Annotated in this window: 15 protein-coding genes; 11 read left to right on the top strand and 4 right to left on the bottom strand. The window is 59.9% G+C overall.

Features of this window, described 5'->3' with window-relative positions; genetic code table 11:
* Nucleotides 1-683: 683 nt before the first annotated feature.
* Together olsB and D109_RS0125180 are read left to right on the top strand one after the other, a co-directional pair.
* Nucleotides 684-1439, top strand: a complete 756-nt coding sequence (gene olsB / locus D109_RS0125175; RefSeq protein ID WP_010176659.1) for an L-ornithine N(alpha)-acyltransferase — start codon at nt 684-686, stop codon at nt 1437-1439.
* The gene (locus D109_RS0125180; protein ID WP_017479323.1) at nt 1439-2230 is read left to right on the top strand and encodes a lysophospholipid acyltransferase family protein; all 792 of its coding nucleotides are present in this window, start codon (nt 1439-1441) and stop codon (nt 2228-2230) included. The genes olsB and D109_RS0125180 overlap by 1 nt, the downstream gene beginning before the upstream one ends.
* Nucleotides 2231-2338: 108 nt before the next feature.
* On the opposite strand, the gene D109_RS0125185 is transcribed toward D109_RS0125180, so the two are convergent.
* Entirely contained in the window at nt 2339-2923 is a 585-nt protein-coding gene (locus D109_RS0125185) for an ACP phosphodiesterase (protein ID WP_017479324.1), read from the bottom strand.
* Between the two features lie 156 nt (nt 2924-3079).
* Between D109_RS0125185 and D109_RS0125190 the strand changes: the two genes are divergently transcribed.
* From D109_RS0125190 to D109_RS0125200, 3 genes are read left to right on the top strand one after another with little or no spacing between them, the layout of a single operon-like run.
* Nucleotides 3080-3394 (top strand): helix-turn-helix transcriptional regulator, encoded by a 315-nt coding sequence (locus D109_RS0125190; protein ID WP_017479325.1) that lies wholly within the window; start codon nt 3080-3082, stop codon nt 3392-3394.
* A gap of 13 nt (nt 3395-3407) precedes the next feature.
* Nucleotides 3408-4574 carry an MFS transporter gene (locus D109_RS0125195; protein ID WP_017479326.1) on the top strand — a complete coding sequence of 389 codons (1167 nt, stop codon included), beginning with the start codon at nt 3408-3410 and terminating at the stop codon, nt 4572-4574.
* 26 nt (nt 4575-4600) lie between these two features.
* On the top strand, nt 4601-5656 hold the full coding sequence (locus D109_RS0125200) for an alkene reductase (protein WP_017479327.1): 1056 nt from the start codon (nt 4601-4603) through the stop codon (nt 5654-5656).
* Nucleotides 5657-6005: 349 nt separating this feature from the next.
* Here D109_RS0125200 and D109_RS0125205 read toward each other — a convergent pair whose 3' ends face one another.
* Nucleotides 6006-6638, bottom strand: coding sequence for a TetR family transcriptional regulator (locus D109_RS0125205; protein ID WP_003219798.1), 633 nt, complete (start codon nt 6636-6638; stop codon nt 6006-6008).
* Between the two features lie 286 nt (nt 6639-6924).
* Here D109_RS0125205 and D109_RS0125210 point away from each other — a divergent pair, with 286 nt between their 5' ends.
* From D109_RS0125210 to D109_RS0125240, 6 genes are all read left to right on the top strand, one after another.
* Nucleotides 6925-8073 (top strand): efflux RND transporter periplasmic adaptor subunit, encoded by a 1149-nt coding sequence (locus tag D109_RS0125210; protein ID WP_017479328.1) that lies wholly within the window; start codon nt 6925-6927, stop codon nt 8071-8073.
* 3 nt (nt 8074-8076) lie between these two features.
* Nucleotides 8077-11238 (top strand): efflux RND transporter permease subunit, encoded by a 3162-nt coding sequence (locus D109_RS0125215; RefSeq protein WP_017479329.1) that lies wholly within the window; start codon nt 8077-8079, stop codon nt 11236-11238.
* Complete coding sequence (gene adeC, locus D109_RS0125220) at nt 11235-12692, top strand: AdeC/AdeK/OprM family multidrug efflux complex outer membrane factor (RefSeq protein WP_017479330.1); 1458 nt, start codon at nt 11235-11237, stop codon at nt 12690-12692. The genes D109_RS0125215 and adeC overlap by 4 nt, the downstream gene beginning before the upstream one ends.
* 171 nt (nt 12693-12863) lie before the next feature.
* A complete protein-coding gene (locus tag D109_RS0125230; protein ID WP_017479332.1) occupies nt 12864-14114 on the top strand; it encodes an OprD family porin in 1251 nt (416 codons plus the stop codon).
* 78 nt (nt 14115-14192) lie between these two features.
* Nucleotides 14193-15086 (top strand): polysaccharide deacetylase family protein, encoded by an 894-nt coding sequence (locus tag D109_RS0125235; RefSeq protein WP_017479333.1) that lies wholly within the window; start codon nt 14193-14195, stop codon nt 15084-15086.
* Between the two features lie 364 nt (nt 15087-15450).
* The gene (locus D109_RS0125240) at nt 15451-16809 is read left to right on the top strand and encodes a M91 family zinc metallopeptidase (protein ID WP_017479334.1); all 1359 of its coding nucleotides are present in this window, start codon (nt 15451-15453) and stop codon (nt 16807-16809) included.
* Nucleotides 16810-16833: 24 nt separating this feature from the next.
* Here the strand turns inward: D109_RS0125240 and pcaC are convergent, their stop codons facing one another.
* Both pcaC and pcaD read right to left on the bottom strand, forming a co-directional pair.
* Nucleotides 16834-17232 carry a 4-carboxymuconolactone decarboxylase gene (gene pcaC, locus D109_RS0125245; RefSeq protein WP_017479335.1) on the bottom strand — a complete coding sequence of 133 codons (399 nt, stop codon included), beginning with the start codon at nt 17230-17232 and terminating at the stop codon, nt 16834-16836.
* A 54-nt stretch (nt 17233-17286) separates the two neighbouring features.
* Complete coding sequence (pcaD, locus tag D109_RS0125250) at nt 17287-18078, bottom strand: 3-oxoadipate enol-lactonase (protein ID WP_017479336.1); 792 nt, start codon at nt 18076-18078, stop codon at nt 17287-17289.

The following is an 18078-nucleotide window of genomic DNA, read 5'->3' on the forward strand; positions in this document are numbered from 1 at the left end:
GAGCACAGCGGCCTACCGGCCGGCTTGAGTGTTTTAGAGCAACAGCACAATCAAAAGCTAAAGCGGGCACGGTCCAAATGTGGGAGCGGGCTTGCTCGCGAAGGTCGTTAACGATGACGCTGGCATTCTGGATGAACGCGGCGCTCTCAGGTTTTTCGCGAGCAAGCCTGCTCCCACAGAAAAGCAGCTCTGCTTCCGCTCTGGATCTTGCCTCTGCTTTTAACACTCAAGCCGGCCGGTAGGCCGCTGTGCTCTTGCTTTTGATCTTGATCTGCGGGCCCCGTTAACCACGATGGCCGCAAGTAGGCACGGTGGAGCGGGTAAATCGGCAAGGATGCCGATTTAGCCGCGCCGGGCCATGGATGGCCCGTCGCGGCGGCCCGCGGAATCGGGCCGGAGTGCGGGCATGCCGAGCCTAGGCGAGGCACCGAGTGGTGGGGCAAAGCGTTTTTTGGTTACTTTTTTAGGCGTTTGTAAAAAAGTGACCCGCTGTAAGAGCGGAACCATAGGCGGCCGTTACCTAAATAACGGATATGTACACAAAAAACACAGCCCCCACCGGCGAAACGCCTGTCATCTAAGCGTCACCGTAACTTCATGGAGATGACACCGGCCCTACATAGCCTGACATGGCACAAACAAGTCGACTGGCCGCAACCCTGGCCGGCACTCGGAGACTCGCCATGACTCAGATCGCCCGCATCAGCGACACCGGCAATGAACGCCGTCTGCAAGCCGAACGCCTGATCGGCGCCCAGGCTTTGCAGGAAGCCCAGGCCCTGCGATTCAACGTATTCAGCGGCGAATTCAACGCCAAGCTGAAAGGCGCGGAACTGGGCCTGGACATGGATGACTATGATGTTCACTGCAGCCACATCGGCGTGCGGGATTTGAACAGCGGTCGACTCGTCGCCACCACCCGTTTGCTCGACCACCAGGCCGCCAGCACCCTGGGCCGCTTCTACAGTGAAGAAGAATTCAGCCTCCACGGCCTGCTCCACCTCAAGGGCCCAATCCTGGAAATCGGCCGCACCTGCGTCGACCCCGCCTACCGCAACGGCGGCACCATCGCGGTGTTGTGGGGCGAGTTGGCCGAGGTGCTCAACCAGGGCGGCTACAGCTACCTGATGGGCTGCGCGAGCATCCCGATGCACGACGGCGGCATCCAGGCCCACGCGATCATGCAGCGCCTGCGCGAACGCTACCTGTGCAACGAACACCTGCGGGCCGAACCGAAAAAGCCGCTGCCAGCGCTGGACCTGCCGTCCAACGTCATCGCTGAAATGCCGCCCCTGCTCAAGGCCTATATGCGCCTGGGCGCAAAGATTTGCGGCGAACCGTGCTGGGACGAAGACTTCCAGGTGGCCGACGTGTTCATCCTGCTCAAGCGCGACGAACTGTGCCCGCGTTATGCCCGCCACTTCAAGGCGGCCATGTGATGAGCCGCCTTCGGGTGTACGGGCGAATTGCCCGCGTGCTGGTGGTGGTGGCCCTGGGTTTGACCATGGCCAGTGTGTTTGGCGTATTTGAGCGTTTGGGCGTGGCCAACTCGATGGTGCGCCGGCAACGCTGGTCGCGGTTTTTCATGGCGCGGTTGACCAACGCCCTGCCCTTTCGCGTAACCGTTCACGGTGAGTTGCCGCAGCAATCCATGTTGTGGGTCAGCAACCATGTGTCGTGGACCGACATTCCGCTGCTGGGGATGGTGGCGCCGATGTCGTTCCTGTCCAAGGCCGAGGTACGCACCTGGCCGGTGGCGGGTTGGTTGGCAGCCAAGGCCGGCAGCCTGTTTATCCGTCGTGGTTCAGGTGACAGCCAGTTGATCCGCAAACAGATGACGCGTCACCTGGAACAAAAACACCCGCTGTTGATGTTCCCGGAAGGCACCACCACCGATGGCCGCACCCTGCGTACTTTTCATGGGCGCTTACTGGCCAGTGCAATTGATGCCGACGTGTCGTTGCAACCAGTGGCGATTCGTTATCTGCGCGACGGCAAAATCGACCCTCTGGCACCCTTCATTGGCGATGATGATTTGCTCTCGCACTTGATGCGGTTGTTTGGCAATGACCAGGGCGATGTGGAAATTCATCTGCTCAAGCCGATTGCCTGCGCCGGGCAGGAGCGTGCGGCGCTGGCGTTCCAGGCGCAGCAGGCGGTGCAGAAGGCGTTGTTTGGCCCCCTTCCAGAAGCTGAGCAAATGCCAGCGCGGCCAGCATTCGCGGCCTAAGGCGAGCACGGTGAAAATGTGGGAGCGGGCTTGCTCGCGAAGGCGGTGTATCAGTCAGCAGATTCATTCGCGGACCCACCGCTTTCGCGAGCAAGCCCGCTCCCACATTTATAGTTGTATTGCCAACTGGCTATTTGAGAACCGCTGCAACTCTGGGTAAAACACCCGGAAGTCCTCGCTCAACGGTTCATACAGCGCTCGCAATTCCTGCATGGCATGGCCCAGTTCTTCGGGCCGTGTCAGGCGCCGGCCAATTCCCCGCAGTACCTGCTCCATCACCGCAAATTCCCGGTACGAACCCAGCCAGTCATCCGCCGCCATGTACGGCGCAATCTGCGCCAGCCGACCCGGCAGCGCCGGCTCTTCGGCGAGCACCCGGTAAACCTGGGAGGTAAAACGCTCCAGAGGCTGATCGGCATATAACGCCCAATCCCGCGCCAGGCAATGGTCGAAAAACACATCGAGGACGATCCCGGCGTAGCGGCGTCGGGTCAGCGTGAAGCGCGACAGCGCCTCCCCGATCAGCGGGTGGCTGTCGGTGTAGCGATCAATTGAGCGATGCAACTGAATCGCCGACTCGATTTGCGGGCTGAACTGGCCTTGCAGGCGACCTTTAACAAAGTCGCCATACAGGCTGCCGAGCAATTGAGCAGGAAGTTGGCCGCCAAGGTGCAGATGTGCGAGATAATTCATGGCGCGCAGTTTAGCACTGCCGTCAACGTATCGTTATAACCCGATATACCGATTTAATCTGGTTTAAGACCAAAATCATATTGGTATATCGGGATACAACGATTTAAGGTTCGCCTCATCGCGATATAACGTTTTACAAATTTGAGCATCACTGCCATGTCCATCGACCTCGACGAAATAATAAAAGCCCTGGCGCACCCAGTACGGCGAGACATCCTCAACTGGCTGAAAGACCCGAAGACGCAATTCCCCGATCAGATCCACCACCACGAGCATGGCATTTGCGCCGGGCAGATCGACCAGCGCTGCGGGCTGTCCCAGTCCACCGTCTCGGCGCACCTGGCGAACCTGCAACGGGCGGGGCTGATCAGCAGCCAGAAGGCCGGCCAATGGCACTTTTTCAAACGCAATGAGGACGTGATCCAAGCCTTCCTCAAAGCGCTCACCGAAGAACTCAGCGCACCGCTGTAACAAGGACTCACCCATGCCTCTCTCGCTACTCATCCTGGCCTTAAGCGCCTTCGCCATCGGTACCACCGAGTTCGTCATCATGGGCCTGTTGCCCGATGTGGCGGCCGACCTCGGTGTATCGATTCCCGGCGCCGGCTGGCTGGTGACCGGTTACGCCCTGGGCGTGGCCATCGGTGCGCCGTTCATGGCACTGGCCACCGCCAAGCTGCCGCGCAAGGCCGCCCTGGTAGCGTTGATGGGCATCTTCATCGTCGGCAACCTGCTCTGCGCCCTGGCCAGCGACTACAACGTGCTGATGTTTGCCCGTGTGGTCACCGCGCTGTGCCACGGCGCCTTCTTTGGTATCGGTTCGGTGGTCGCCGCCAACCTGGTGCCGGCCAACAAGCGTGCTTCGGCCGTGGCGCTGATGTTCACCGGCTTGACCCTGGCTAACGTGCTCGGCGTACCGCTGGGCACCGCGCTGGGTCAGGAAGCCGGCTGGCGCTCGACCTTCTGGGCAGTGACGGTGATTGGGATAATCGCCCTGATCGGCCTGATCCGCTTCCTGCCAGCCAAGCGTGACGAGGAAAAACTCGACATGCGTGCCGAGCTGAGAGCGCTCAAAGGCGCCGGGATCTGGCTGTCGCTGAGCATGACCGCGCTATTCGCCGCCTCGATGTTCACCCTCTTTACCTACGTCGCACCGCTGCTGGGGGATGTCACTGGCGTCTCGCCCAAAGGCGTGACCTGGACCCTGCTGCTGATCGGCCTGGGCCTGACCGTCGGCAACATCATCGGCGGCAAGCTGGCCGACAAGCGCCTGGCCGCCACCTTGATTGGCGTGTTCATCAGCATGGCGGTGGTGTCCACGGTCCTGACCTGGACCAGCGTCGCCGTGATCCCGACTGAAATCACCCTGTTCCTCTGGGCCACCGCCTCGTTTGCCGCCGTACCGGCGCTGCAAATCAACGTGGTGACCTTCGGCAAGGCGGCACCGAATCTGGTGTCCACCCTGAATATCGGCGCCTTCAACATCGGCAACGCCCTCGGCGCCTGGGTAGGCGGCAGCGTGATTGCCCATGGTTTCGGCCTGACCAGCGTGCCCCTGGCCGCTGCAGCACTGGCGGTGCTCGCTCTGCTGGTGACCCTGATTACTTTCCGTCAGACCGGCAATGCCGACCTGGCCCCCGCGACTAACTGATCAACTAAACAGAAGGGTGTTATCCCATGACGACTATTTTCGATCCGATCAAACTGGGCGACCTGGAACTGTCGAACCGCATCATCATGGCGCCGCTGACCCGCTGCCGTGCCGACGCCGGTCGCGTACCCAATGCGCTGATGGCTGAATACTACGTACAACGCGCTTCCGCCGGCCTGATTCTCAGCGAAGCGACTTCCGTGACGCCAATGGGCGTGGGTTACCCGGACACCCCGGGCATCTGGTCCAACGACCAGGTGCGCGGCTGGGCCAATGTGACCAAAGCCGTGCACGGTGCAGGCGGCAAGATCTTCCTGCAACTGTGGCACGTGGGCCGGATCTCCCACGAGTCGTACCTGGACGGCGAAGCACCGGTTGCCCCAAGCGCCATCGCCGCCAAGGGCCACGTCAGCCTGGTGCGTCCGCTGGCCGACTACCCTACTCCGCGTGCCCTGGAAATCGCTGAAATCGCCGATATCGTCGACGCCTACCGCGTAGGTGCCGAGAACGCCAAGGCCGCCGGCTTTGACGGCGTTGAAGTCCACGGTGCGAACGGCTACCTGCTCGACCAGTTCCTGCAAAGCAGCACCAACCAGCGCACCGACAACTACGGTGGCTCCCTGGAAAACCGGGCACGCTTGCTGCTCGAAGTCACTGACGCCGTGATTGAAGTCTGGGGCGCCGGTCGTGTCGGTGTGCACTTGGCACCACGTGCCGACGCACACGACATGGGCGACGCCAACCTGTCGGAAACCTTCACCTACGTCGCCAAAGAGCTGGGCAAGCGTGGCATCGCGTTCATCTGCTCCCGTGAAAAGGAAGCAGGCGACAGCCTCGGCCCACAACTGAAAGCAGCTTTCGGCGGCCCGTACATCGCCAACGAACGCTTCACCAAGGACAGCGCCAACGCCTGGCTGGCCTCCGGCAAAGCTGACGCCGTAGCGTTTGGCGTGCCGTTCATCGCCAACCCGGACCTGCCCGCTCGCCTGAAGGCCGACGCGCCGCTGAACGAAGCACACCCAGAGACGTTCTACGCCAAAGGCCCGGTCGGCTACATCGACTATCCAACCCTGGCACTCTGATCTGCTGAAACGAAAAAGCCCCGGCTTGCGAGAGCCGGGGCTTTTTTATGGGCGGCGGGAAACATTCCCTGTAGGAGCGAGCTTGCTCGCGAAAACGCCCAGGTGACGCTTTAATCCAGAATGCCTGCGTTATCGTTGACGATCTTCGCGAGCAAGCTCGCTCCTACAGATGGTGCGGGAAACACTCCTTCACAGCCTTGCAACAATATTGCTACAAAATACTTAGCAAACTACCTATCAACCACCCGCCAGCCCGTATATAAAGTCACCCACAAAATCAGGGAACAGTCCGGTTGATCTCCCTTGGCCTTTATTGTTGACACAACTGGTCGCAATTACGCATTTTGTCTTAATTGCGCAGGCCAGGGCTCAAGCGCAGCATGTCCAACGCGATATCGACCCACCGCTCTGCATCCTGGGCCAACTGAAAACTGTCGGGTACCAGCAGCCATTGGCCGAGAATTCCGTCGATATAGGCGTGCATGCACACCGCCGCACGTACGGTGTCGAGATTCTCCGGAAGCTGCCCGCGATGGACCGCGTTACGCAGGGTCAGCCCGATGCGCAGGTTGCATTCAAGGCTGGCGGTCTGCCGCTGACGGCGCAGATCACACATTTCATCGGTGAATTCGCACTTATGAAACAAAATCTCATTGATGCGCCGGGTCTTCGGGTCCAGGGCCACTTGATGGAACAGATGAATCAGCAGCTTGCGCATGCAACCCAGCGGATCGACCTCGTCCTCGCTCTCACTGGCCCTGGCCAATTCATCCAGCGGCTCGTGCAGGGTATCGAGCATCGCCTGCACCAGATCGGCCTTGTTGCTGAAGTGCCAGTAGATGGCACCGCGCGTCACGCCTGCCAGCGCGGCGATATCCGCCAGTGTGGTACGCGCAACCCCGCGCTCGTAAAAGGCTTGCTCGGCCGCTTCAAGAATCTGGCTGCGCGTTTCCTGAGCTTCCTCTTTGGTACGACGAACCATGGCAGTAAAACCTCAATCAGGAATCCTGGGGCGATAGGTAACGGCAATTCAAGAGCCGGTAACCATCATCTGAATAATTGTGGGACGACACCGTCAAGGGCGCCGAACGTACTAGAATCGAGGCTTTGCACGTTGCTTTGTCAACATTGCGCGAAGCCTGTCAATAGTTTACAAACAACCATGAACGTAAGTATATTGCGTAGCAAGCTACTTATCTACTCAGTGCCTGTTTTTTACCCTTCCACACTTCTTGTGCGCACCCTGCGCGCCTGACCCGAGGATCTTCATGCAACTTAAGCCAGCTGTTACCGCCCTGGTTACTGCCGTCGCCCTGGCATCGCTGCTCAGCGGATGTAAAAAGGAAGAAGCGGCTCCGCCCGCTCAAACCCCTCAGGTCGGCGTGGTCACTATTCAACCTCAAGCCTTTACCCTGACATCCGAGCTGCCAGGCCGCACCACGGCCTATCGCATTGCCGAGGTTCGCCCTCAGGTCAACGGCATCATTCTCAAGCGTCTGTTCAAGGAAGGGGGCGACGTCAAGGAAGGCCAGCAGCTCTATCAGATCGATCCGTCGGTGTATGACGCCTCCCTGAAAAGCGCCCAGGCCAACCTGGCCCAGACCAAGTCGATTGCCGATCGCTACAAGCAATTGGTCGACGAGCAAGCCGTCAGCCGTCAGGAATACGACACCGCCGTGTCCAACCGCATGACCTCTGAAGCCAATGTGCAAACGGCCCAGATCAACGTGCGCTACACCAAGGTCTTTGCCCCGATCTCCGGACGTATCGGCCGTTCTTCGGTCACCGAAGGCGCGCTGGTCAGCAATGGCCAGACCGACGCGATGGCGGTGATCCAGCAACTGGACCCGATCTACGTCGACGTTACGCAGTCCTCCGCCGAGATGCTGAAACTGCGTCGCGACCTGGAAAGCGGCCAACTGGAAAAAGCCGGCGAAAACGCGGCCAAGGTCAAGCTGACCCTGGAAGACGGCAGCGCCTACAAGCTGGACGGCAAGCTGGAGTTCTCCGAAGTCTCGGTCGACCAGACCACCGGTTCCGTGACCCTGCGTGCCGTGTTCCCGAACCCGGATCACACCCTTCTGCCAGGCATGTTCGTACACGCCCAGCTGCAAGCCGGCGTGAACAGCAAGGCCATCCTGGCTCCGCAACAAGGCGTCACTCGTGACCTCAAGGGTGTACCGACGGCACTGATCGTGAACAAGGACAACAAGGTCGAGCAACGTGTCCTAGTGGCCAACCGCACTTCCGGCGCCTACTGGCTGGTGGAAAAAGGCCTGGACGCTGGTGACCGCGTGATCACCGAAGGCTTGCAATTCATCAAGCCGGGCATCGAAGTCAAGGTCAAGGACGCTGACAACGCTAAACCCGCCGGCACTGCTGCAGCGCCTGCTGCCGATGCTGGTAAAGGGGAGTAATCCATGTCGAAATTTTTTATCGACCGTCCCATTTTCGCCTGGGTAATTGCCCTGGTGATCATGCTGGTCGGGGCACTGTCGATCCTGAAGTTGCCCATCAACCAGTACCCGGCCATTGCGCCAACCGCCATTGATATTCAGGTGACCTACCCGGGCGCGTCCGCACAAACCGTGCAGGACACCGTGGTGCAGGTTATCGAGCAACAGCTCAACGGTATCGACAACCTGCGTTATGTTTCCTCGGACAGTAACTCCGACGGCAGCATGACCATCACCGTGACGTTCAACCAGGGTACCAACCCGGATATCGCCCAGGTTCAGGTGCAGAACAAGTTGAACCTGGCGACCCCACTGCTGCCGCAAGAAGTGCAGCAGCAGGGTATCCGCGTAACCAAGTCGGTGAAGAACTTCCTGATGGTGATCGGTCTGGTGTCCGAAGACGGCAGCATGACCAAGGACGACCTGTCCAACTACATCGTATCCAACATCCAGGACCCGATTTCGCGGACCGCCGGTGTAGGTGACTTCCAGGTGTTCGGTTCGCAGTACGCCATGCGTATCTGGCTCGACCCGGCCAAGCTGAACAACTACCAGCTCACGCCGGTGGATGTCAGCACAGCGATCTCCGCACAGAACGTGCAAGTGGCTACCGGCCAACTCGGCGGCCTGCCTGCCGTGCCCGGCACCCAGTTGAACGCAACCATCATCGGCAAGACCCGCCTGCAGTCTGCAGAGCAGTTCGGCAATATCCTGATGAAGGTCAATACCGACGGCTCACAGGTACGCCTGAAGGATGTTGCCCGTATCGAGTTGGGCGGTCAGAACTACAGCATCGCTGCACAGTTCAACGGCAAGCCGGCATCCGGTATGGCGATCAAGCTGGCGGCCGGTGCTAACGCGCTGGACACCGGCAAGGCCATCCGCGCCACTGTAGCGTCCCTGGAGCCGTTCTTCCCGCCAGGCATGAAAGCTGTGGTGCCGTATGACACCACCCCAGTGGTGACCGAATCGATCTCCGGTGTGGTTGACACCTTGGTCGAAGCGATCGTGCTGGTGTTCCTGGTGATGTTCCTGTTCCTGCAAAACTTCCGCGCCACCATCATCACCACCATGACCGTGCCGGTAGTGTTGCTGGGTACCTTCGGGATCCTGGCTGCGTTCGGCTTCACCATCAACACCCTGACCATGTTCGGCATGATCCTGGCCATCGGCTTGCTGGTGGACGATGCCATCGTTGTGGTGGAAAACGTCGAACGAGTCATGGCCGAGGAGCACTTGTCGCCTAAAGAGGCGACGGTCAAGTCCATGGGCCAGATCCAGGGCGCCCTGGTAGGTATCGCGCTGGTGCTGTCGGCAGTACTGCTGCCGATGGCATTCTTCGGCGGCTCCACCGGTGTGATCTACAAGCAGTTCTCCATCACCATTGTTTCGGCGATGGCGTTGTCGGTACTGGTTGCGCTGATTTTCACCCCGGCCTTGTGCGCCACCATGCTCAAGCCGATCGACCCGGAAAAACACGGCCAACCCAAGCGCGGTTTCTTCGGCTGGTTCAACCGTACCTTCGACCGCGGCGTATTGAGCTACGAACGCGGCGTCGGCAACATGATCAAGCACAAGATCCCGGCGTTCCTGGTCTACGCGCTGATCCTGGCCGGCATGATCTGGCTGTTCATGCGCATCCCTGCCGCCTTCCTGCCCGATGAAGACCAGGGCGTGATCTTCGCTCAGGTACAGACGCCGGTCGGTTCTTCGGCGGAGCGCACGCAGACAGTCATCGACGATATGCGTGCCTACCTGCTGAACGACAAGGAAGGCGAGCCGGGCGAAGGCAAAGGCGTAAAATCGGTATTTACCGTAAACGGCTTCAACTTCGCCGGTCGTGGTCAGAGCTCTGGCCTGGCCTTCGTGATGCTCAAGTCATGGGAGGAGCGCGACGCATCCAACTCGGTATTCGAGATTGCCAAGCGCGCCCAAGGTTACTTCTCCCAGACGTTCAAGGACGCCATGGTATATGCCATTGTGCCGCCTTCGGTTCTGGAGTTGGGTAACGCCACCGGTTTCGACGTATTCCTGCAAGACCAGGGCGGCGTCGGTCACGACAAGCTGATGGCTGCACGCAACCAGTTCCTTGGCGCAGCGGCACAAAGCAAGATCCTGGCAGGTGTGCGCCCCAACGGCGTGAACGATGAACCGCAATACGAGCTCAGCGTCGACGACGAGAAGGCAAGTGCCTTGGGCATCAGCCTGGCAGACATCCAGCAGACCTTGGCCATCGCCCTGGGTGGCAGCTACGTCAACGACTTCATCGACCGTGGTCGTGTGAAGAAAGTGTATGTGCAGGGCGACGCTTTCAGCCGGATGTCCCCGGAAGACCTGGACAAATGGTACGTGCGCAGCACCTCCGGGAAGATGGTGCCAATGTCGGCCATCTCGTCGGGCAAGTGGATCTACGGTTCGCCGAAACTCTCGCGCTACAACGGTGTAGCCGCGATGGAAATCCTCGGTACTCCGGCACCTGGCTACAGTACCGGTGACGCGATGACAGAAGTCGAGCGCATTGCCAAGGACCTGCCGGCGGGTGTCGGTTATGCGTGGACCGGCCTGTCGTACGAAGAACGTCTGTCCGGCTCCCAGGCACCTGCGCTGTACGCCCTGTCGCTGCTGGTAGTGTTCCTCTGCCTTGCGGCACTGTACGAAAGCTGGTCGATCCCGATTGCGGTGATTCTGGTGGTACCGCTGGGTGTGATCGGTGCGTTGATGGCCACCAGCCTGCGGGGACTGTCCAACGACGTGTTCTTCCAGGTAGGCCTGTTGGTGACGGTGGGCCTGGCAGCGAAAAACGCCATCCTGATCGTGGAGTTCGCCAAAGAGCTCCACGAACAGGGCAAAGGCATCGTCGAGTCGGCCATCGAGGCATCTCGCATGCGTCTGCGACCGATCATCATGACGTCCATGGCGTTCATGCTCGGCGTACTGCCCCTGGCGATTTCCACCGGTGCAGGCTCAGGTAGCCAGCACGCCATCGGTACGGGCGTAATTGGCGGTATGATCACCGCCACGGTCCTCGCGATCTTCTGGGTACCCCTGTTCTTCGCAACCGTGTCCTCCGCTGGCGAGCGTAAAAAGACTGAAACCAAGCAAACTCCTAAAGAGGCTGGCCAATGAGCAAGTCGCTACTTTCCTTAGCGGTCACAGCATTCGTGCTCAGTGGCTGCTCGCTGATCCCGGACTACCAGCGCCCTGAAGCGCCGGTAGCCGCGCAGTTCCCGCAGGGGCCGGCGTATTCGTCGGCCCAGGCGCCTGGCCAGGCCGCTGCCGAGCAAGGCTGGAAGCAGTTTTTCCATGACCCTGCCCTGCAACAGCTGATCCAGACTGCACTGGTGAACAACCGCGACCTGCGTGTCGCGGCCCTGAACATCGACGCGTATGCCGCGCAGTACCAGATCCAGCGTGCCGACCTGTTCCCGGCAATCTCGGCCACGGGCAGCGGCAGCCGCTCGCGTACCCCGGCCAAGCTGTCCCAGACCGGCGAATCGACCATCTCCAGCCAGTATTCGGCTGGCCTGGGGATCAGCTCCTATGAGCTGGACCTGTTCGGCCGCGTCCGCAGCCTGAGCGAACAAGCGCTGCAACAATACTTCGCCACTGAAGAAGCGCGTCGCACCACCCAGATCAGCCTGGTGGCCAGCGTGGCCAACGCCTACCTGACCTGGCAGGCCGACAAGGAGCTGCTCAAGCTCACCCAGGACACCCTGGGCGCGTACGAGCAGAGCTTCAAACTGACCTCGCGCAGCAATGAAGTCGGCGTGGCATCGGCCCTGGACCTGAGCCAGGCCCGCACCTCGGTGGAAAACGCCCGGGTTGCACTGGCGCGCTATACCCGCCAGGTGGCTCAGGACGAAAACAGCCTGACCCTGCTGCTGGGCACCGGCCTGCCGGCGAACATCGCCAGCCGGCCATTGTCTGATGACCTGTTGAGCGAAGTACCGGCCGGCCTGCCGTCGGACCTGCTGCAACGCCGTCCCGACATCCTGCAGGCCGAGTACAACCTCAAGGCGGCCAACGCCAACATCGGCGCAGCACGGGCCGCGTTCTTCCCGAGCATCAGCCTGACCGCCAGCGCCGGTACCGCGAGCCCGACCCTGGGCGGCCTGTTCAAGGGCGGTTCGGGCACCTGGTCGTTTGCACCGCAGATCAACATCCCGATCTTCAACGCCGGCAGCCTGCGCGCCAGCCTGGATTACTCGAAAATCCAGAAAGAGATCAACGTCGCCAACTACGAGAAAGCGATCCAGACCGCCTTCCAGGAAGTCTCCGACGGCCTCGCCGCCCGCGAGACCTACAAGCAGCAACTGGACGCCCAACGTGGCTTCGTCGCCGCCAACCAGGATTACTACCGCCTGGCCGAGCGTCGCTACCGCATTGGTGTCGACAGTAACCTGACGTTCCTCGATGCCCAGCGCCAACTGTTCAGTGCCCAGCAGTCGCTGATCACCGATCGCCTGGCGCAGCTCAACAGCGAGGTCAACCTGTACAAGGCCCTCGGTGGTGGCTGGAACGAGCAGACCGCGAAGAACGAGCCGTTGAAAGAAGAAGCGCCGCCCTTGAAGTTGTTCTGATAGTGGCGCAGTAAACAAAAACCGCTTCCCGCACAGGAAGCGGTTTTTTTACGCCCCTACTTTGCGTTCGATCATCGCCCACAACCCGCTTTCCCCCACTTTCATCGCCCCCATACTGCCCCGCACCATGGCCGCCACCTGCATAACCCCAATAACAACAGGTCCAACACCATGAGCACTTTCAACCCGCGCCGGCTCCTGCTGGCAACCGCTGTGGCCAGCCTTGCCCTCCCCGTCGTCGCGGAGGAACACGGCTTTCTCGAAGACGCCAGCGCTAACCTCAACCTGAGAAACTTCTTCTTCAACCGCAACTTCACCAACCCGACCAAAGCCCAGGGCGGCGCCCAGGAGTGGACCCAAAGTTTCATTCTCGACGCCAGGTCCGGCTTCACCCAGGGCACCATCGGGTTCGGCATGGACGTGCTGGGCTTGTACTCGCAGAAACTCGACGGCGGACGCGGCACCGGCGGCACTCAACTGTTGCCGCTGGACCATGACGGCGAGCCCGCCGATAACTTCGGACGCCTGGGCGTCGCGTTCAAGGCCCGAATCTCGAAGACAGAAGTGAAAGTCGGCGAATGGATGCCGGTATTGCCGATCCTGCGTTCGGACGATGGCCGCTCCTTGCCGCAAACCCTGCGCGGCGGGCAAATCACCTCCAAGGAGATCGACGGCCTGACCCTGTACGGCGGCCAATTCCGCGCCAACAGCCCGCGGGACGACAGCAGCATGACCGACATGTCGATGTTCGGGAAAACCGCGTTTACCTCCGACCGCTTCAACTTCCAGGGCGGCGAATATGCCTTCAACGACAAACGCACCCAGATCGGCGTGTGGAACGCTCAGCTCAAGGACATCTACAGCCAGCAATACCTGAACCTGATCCACAGCCAGCCCGTAGGCGACTGGACCCTGGGCGCCAACCTCGGGTTCTTCTATGGCAAGGACGACGGCAGCGCCCGCGCCGGTGACCTCGACAACAAGACCTGGTCCGGACTGTTCTCGGCCCGATACGGCGGCAGCACCTTCTACGTCGGCCTGCAAAAACTTACCGGCAACAGCGCCTGGATGCGCGTCAACGGCACCAGCGGCGGCACCCTGGCCAACGACAGCTATAACTCCAGCTATGACAATGCCCAGGAAAAATCCTGGCAGGTGCGCCATGACTACAACTTCGCCGCCCTTGGCGTGCCGGGCCTGACGCTGATGAACCGCTATATCAGCGGCAGTAACGTACACAGCGGCACGGTGACTGACGGTAAGGAATGGGGACGGGAAACTGAAGTGGCCTACGTTGTGCAGAGCGGAACATTGAAGAATCTCAATGTGCGCCTGCGCAATTCCAGCATGCGCAGGGATTACAACAACAATGAGTTTGATGAAAACCGGTTGATCGTCAGTTACCCGATAAGCCTGCTGTAAAGCCTCGACAGACTTGCTGTATGGTGCGCGCGTGTCATGGATGACCCGCCCCAGCAGCCAACGTCTTTCGAGTCCTCCATGAAACACTTCGCCATCGTATCGGTCGCATTAGCCTTGGCCCTCAGCGGCTGCATCGGCCCGCCCTTGGCGCTGACACCGCAAACTGAACAACGCCTGCAAGCCGAAGCGCCGATCCGCTTTTTGCTGACGTTCGACGACGGCCCCAGCGCCTCGGGTTTCATGAACCCCAGTCGCTCGGTGATGGCGGACCTGGCGAATAACCCGATACAGCCGGGAATCAAGGCGGTGTTCTTTTTGCAGACCGAGGCGCCTCGTTCCGGCGGCAACCCGCGGGGCCGCAAGACCATGGAACGCGAACACGCGGCGGGGCATATACTGGGCTTCCACACCGCGACCCCGTGGCACAGTAATCATCGCTCGCAAAATCCCACTGAGCTGGAGCACTACCTCAGCCTGGGTTCGTCGACCCTCGAATCCATCACCGGCCAGCCGCCCACGCTGGTACGCCCGCCGTTCTGGAATTACGACAAGCGCACCTTCGCCGCCTATCAGCAGCACGGCATGCATGTGCTGCTGACAGACCTGAGTGCAAACGACGGGGTGATCTGGGTATTCAACGGCAGCCCCCGCCGACGGGAAAACCTGATACGCCAACTGTCAGTGCTGCGCGAACGCATCGCCCGGGGTGAGTTGCCGACGGTGGACGGCGTGATCCCCGTGGTGGTGACCTTCCACGACATCAACCGCTACACCGCGTGGCACTTGAAGGAATACCTGCAAATCCTGGTGGACAGCGCCCATATCAATGGCGTACCCCTCGCCCCGCAGGCGTTTTACACCGACCGCGCAGCCCTGCAGCGAGCCGCCATGGCCCGCACCGTGAAGAACGCCGACGAAGTGGTGCATCTACCAGGGGTATGGAATTGGGTGTGGGACGCTGACACCCATTAAACGCCTGCATGAGAGCACGTAACATTTACCCCTGTCCAAGCTCGCCCGAAACAGGAACTCACGCTCAACCCGCACCACTCACTGGGGTATATCCACAATGAGATACCCCCATGAACACGCCTTCGCTATTTGTTTCGCCTACAGTTAGTCAGCTGTCGACATCACCCTTGCCAGCGGCTTCCACGAATTCCTCAGTCCAGGGCCCCGTTATAATCACCAGCAAATCGTCCCGGTATGTCGGTCACGACCGCCCCTTGGACTTCATGTATTTCTCCTCCCTCTCCAAGCTCACCACGGATCAGAATCCTGTCGACAAAAAAGAAAAAAATACATCAACTCCGACATATTGCGTCATGACCAGAATGTGAAGATCTACCAGGAAATCACCTATGTCAGCAAAGACGGGAAGCCTATAGGTGCTACCAATAACGAATTCATCATCGAGACCACCAATCAAGACGACAAGGTGATAATCAAAAAAGGTCCGGACAACAGTCTGATCGCCATCATCAACAACACGACCTATCAACTGAACTTGCTTCATTCCCCTGATGGAAGTGCAACCCAACCCCTGCGGATCAGGACCAATGGCGGCAACGATTGCGTGCTGATCGATCCACTGGTTGATAACGATATTTACGTTGAGTTGGGCGATGGTGACGATTACGCCCAGGCGGGCTCGGGCAATACGTGGCTATACGGTGGTGCAGGCAACGACTATCTCAAGCTCGGGAGCGGCAATGGCGTCGCGTTTGGCGGTGATGGCGATGACCTGCTGATCGCAGGCTCAGGCAACAGCATCCTCAAAGGCAATAACGGCAATGATCGCATGCAGGCAGGCAAGGGCAGCCCTGAGCGGCACCTGTTCATGGACGGCGGTGATGGCCATGACTTCATGATTGTCACCCGCAATGACACAGACATTCCGGCGGTCATACACGGAGGCAAGGGTGAAAACCTGATTGTCACTCACGGCCCCGCCACGGTTTATACCGGGCGCGACAAGAACATTGTCAGGTCCGACAACGATGACACCGTTATTTACGCCAAGCCTTCGGACCAGATTCATCGCACTCCAGGCTCCACACTCGTCCACACACAACCCAGTGAGGCAGGTAAAAGTGGCTATATCGTTGAAGGTTCTACCGAGTTCAAACAACAGGTAGAAGACGATATGGAGCTGCTGAGCATGTCTATTCAGGGCAAGAAGATGCTCAGAACCGCCGACGCCACGGCTCAGCGAAACGATGCGCCCGTCCGCATCATTGAGTTTCCTGAGGATAACGGTCAGTATTTTTTCAATAGCGCGGCTATTCGCAACCACTTGGCAGCGGGTAATACCCCTGAAACACTAACGCCCGCAGCCCGGGGCTACATCACCCATAATCAGCGCGGCGCGGTCGCTACAGGCGCGGAAATACACTACAACCCCTCCCACTCACTGGATAAAGACAGTGTCCCAGTCAACGTCCTCTATCATGAAATGGCCCATGCCTATAACGGTGCCACGGGGACCTTTCTCGAAGGCGATACCGGCATCCCGGAGAACCCCGGCGGCGAACCCAACGTCGAACGGCAAGCTGTAGGCCTGCCTACGATTGCGCTGCCTTTTGACTTCGACAATCATCGATCAACCGAACCCACAACAACCAATCCCAAGCCCTTTACGGAAAATGCACTTCGAGAGGAAATGGGACGCCCGTTACGCACCCGGTACACATAGCAGACGCGTCCTGCGGGGGTTCAATCAGGCTGGATCGCGCGATTCAACCCCCAACTCATCCCACACCGACTCGGCTAAATGAAACGTCGCATTGGCCGCCGGGATCCCGCAATAGATCGCGCTCTGCATCAGCACTTCCTTGATTTCGGCACGGGTCACGCCGTTACTCGCGGCGGCCCGCAGGTGCAGCTTCAGCTCTTCGCTGCGGTTCATGCCGATCAGCATGGCGATGGTAATCAGGCTGCGGGTATGCCGGGGCAGGCCCGGACGGGTCCAGATATCACCCCAGGCGTGGCGGGTGATCATTTCCTGGAACTCGCTATTGAACTCGGTCAGGGCGTTGAGGCTGCGGTCGACATGGGCGTCCCCCAGCACTTCGCGGCGCACTTGCAGGCCGTCGGCATAACGTTGTTTCTCGTCCACAAAAAACTCCTCATGCAATTTTTGACGACAGGCACATAACCTGTGGCGATACTCTCAGCGGGCTAACAGAAATTCCAGTACACGGTCGCTGAACGCGGCCCCGGCCTGTACGTTTGACAGGTGCGCGGCGTAGAACTCGGCGTACTCGGCGCCCTTCACGTGCTCCTGGATAAAGTGCCCGCCGGAAGGCGGTGTGACCGCATCTTCAGTGCCGGCAATCACCAGGGTCGGCACCTTGATCGACGACACTTGTTCACGGTAATCCGCGTCTCGCACGGCCGCGCAGTTTGCGGCATAACCCTGGGGATTGGTCGCTGCCAGCATGTCGGTGATCAGCTTGGCCTGGTCAGGGTGAGCCTCGGCAAAGTCGGCAGTGAACCAGCGCGCGATCGATGCGTCACGCAGGGCCACCATCGCTGCCGAACCGTCGCGCAGGACCATCTCGATGCGCGGGTTCCAGATCTCGGGCGTGCCGATTTTGGCTGCGGTGTTGCACACCACCAACCGATGCAAACGCTCACCCGCATGGATGCCCAGCCACTGTCCGATCAGGCCGCCCATGGACAACCCGCAGAAATGCGCGCGTTCGATTTCCAGTACGTCCAGCAGCGCCAACACGTCACGGCCCAACTGCTCGATGCTGTAGGGGCCTTCGGTGACCAGGGATTTGCCGTGGCCTCGGGTGTCGAACCGCAGCACCCGGAAGTACTTTGTGAACGCTTCGATCTGGGTATCCCACATGTGCAGGTCGGTGCCCAGGGAGTTGGAAAGCACCAGTACCGGTGCGTCTTCGGGGCCATCAAGTTGGTAGTTCAGTTCGCCATCGGCGAGTTGTACAAATCCCAC

Origin of the sequence: Pseudomonas sp. PAMC 26793, from assembly GCF_000313235.1 — a bacterium.
In the GTDB taxonomy this organism is placed as follows: domain Bacteria; phylum Pseudomonadota; class Gammaproteobacteria; order Pseudomonadales; family Pseudomonadaceae; genus Aquipseudomonas; species Aquipseudomonas yamanorum.

Excerpts from the sequence above, each read along its gene's own strand:
- olsB (WP_010176659.1), top strand. The coding sequence starts at position 684 with ATGACTCAGATCGCCCGCATCAGCGACACCGGCAATGAACGCCGTCTG.
- D109_RS0125180 (WP_017479323.1), top strand. The coding sequence starts at position 1,439 with ATGAGCCGCCTTCGGGTGTACGGGCGAATTGCCCGCGTGCTGGTGGTG.
- D109_RS0125185 (WP_017479324.1), bottom strand. The coding sequence starts at position 2,923 with ATGAATTATCTCGCACATCTGCACCTTGGCGGCCAACTTCCTGCTCAA.
- D109_RS0125190 (WP_017479325.1), top strand. The coding sequence starts at position 3,080 with ATGTCCATCGACCTCGACGAAATAATAAAAGCCCTGGCGCACCCAGTA.
- D109_RS0125195 (WP_017479326.1), top strand. The coding sequence starts at position 3,408 with ATGCCTCTCTCGCTACTCATCCTGGCCTTAAGCGCCTTCGCCATCGGT.
- D109_RS0125200 (WP_017479327.1), top strand. The coding sequence starts at position 4,601 with ATGACGACTATTTTCGATCCGATCAAACTGGGCGACCTGGAACTGTCG.
- D109_RS0125205 (WP_003219798.1), bottom strand. The coding sequence starts at position 6,638 with ATGGTTCGTCGTACCAAAGAGGAAGCTCAGGAAACGCGCAGCCAGATT.
- D109_RS0125210 (WP_017479328.1), top strand. The coding sequence starts at position 6,925 with ATGCAACTTAAGCCAGCTGTTACCGCCCTGGTTACTGCCGTCGCCCTG.
- D109_RS0125215 (WP_017479329.1), top strand. The coding sequence starts at position 8,077 with ATGTCGAAATTTTTTATCGACCGTCCCATTTTCGCCTGGGTAATTGCC.
- adeC (WP_017479330.1), top strand. The coding sequence starts at position 11,235 with ATGAGCAAGTCGCTACTTTCCTTAGCGGTCACAGCATTCGTGCTCAGT.
- D109_RS0125230 (WP_017479332.1), top strand. The coding sequence starts at position 12,864 with ATGAGCACTTTCAACCCGCGCCGGCTCCTGCTGGCAACCGCTGTGGCC.
- D109_RS0125235 (WP_017479333.1), top strand. The coding sequence starts at position 14,193 with ATGAAACACTTCGCCATCGTATCGGTCGCATTAGCCTTGGCCCTCAGC.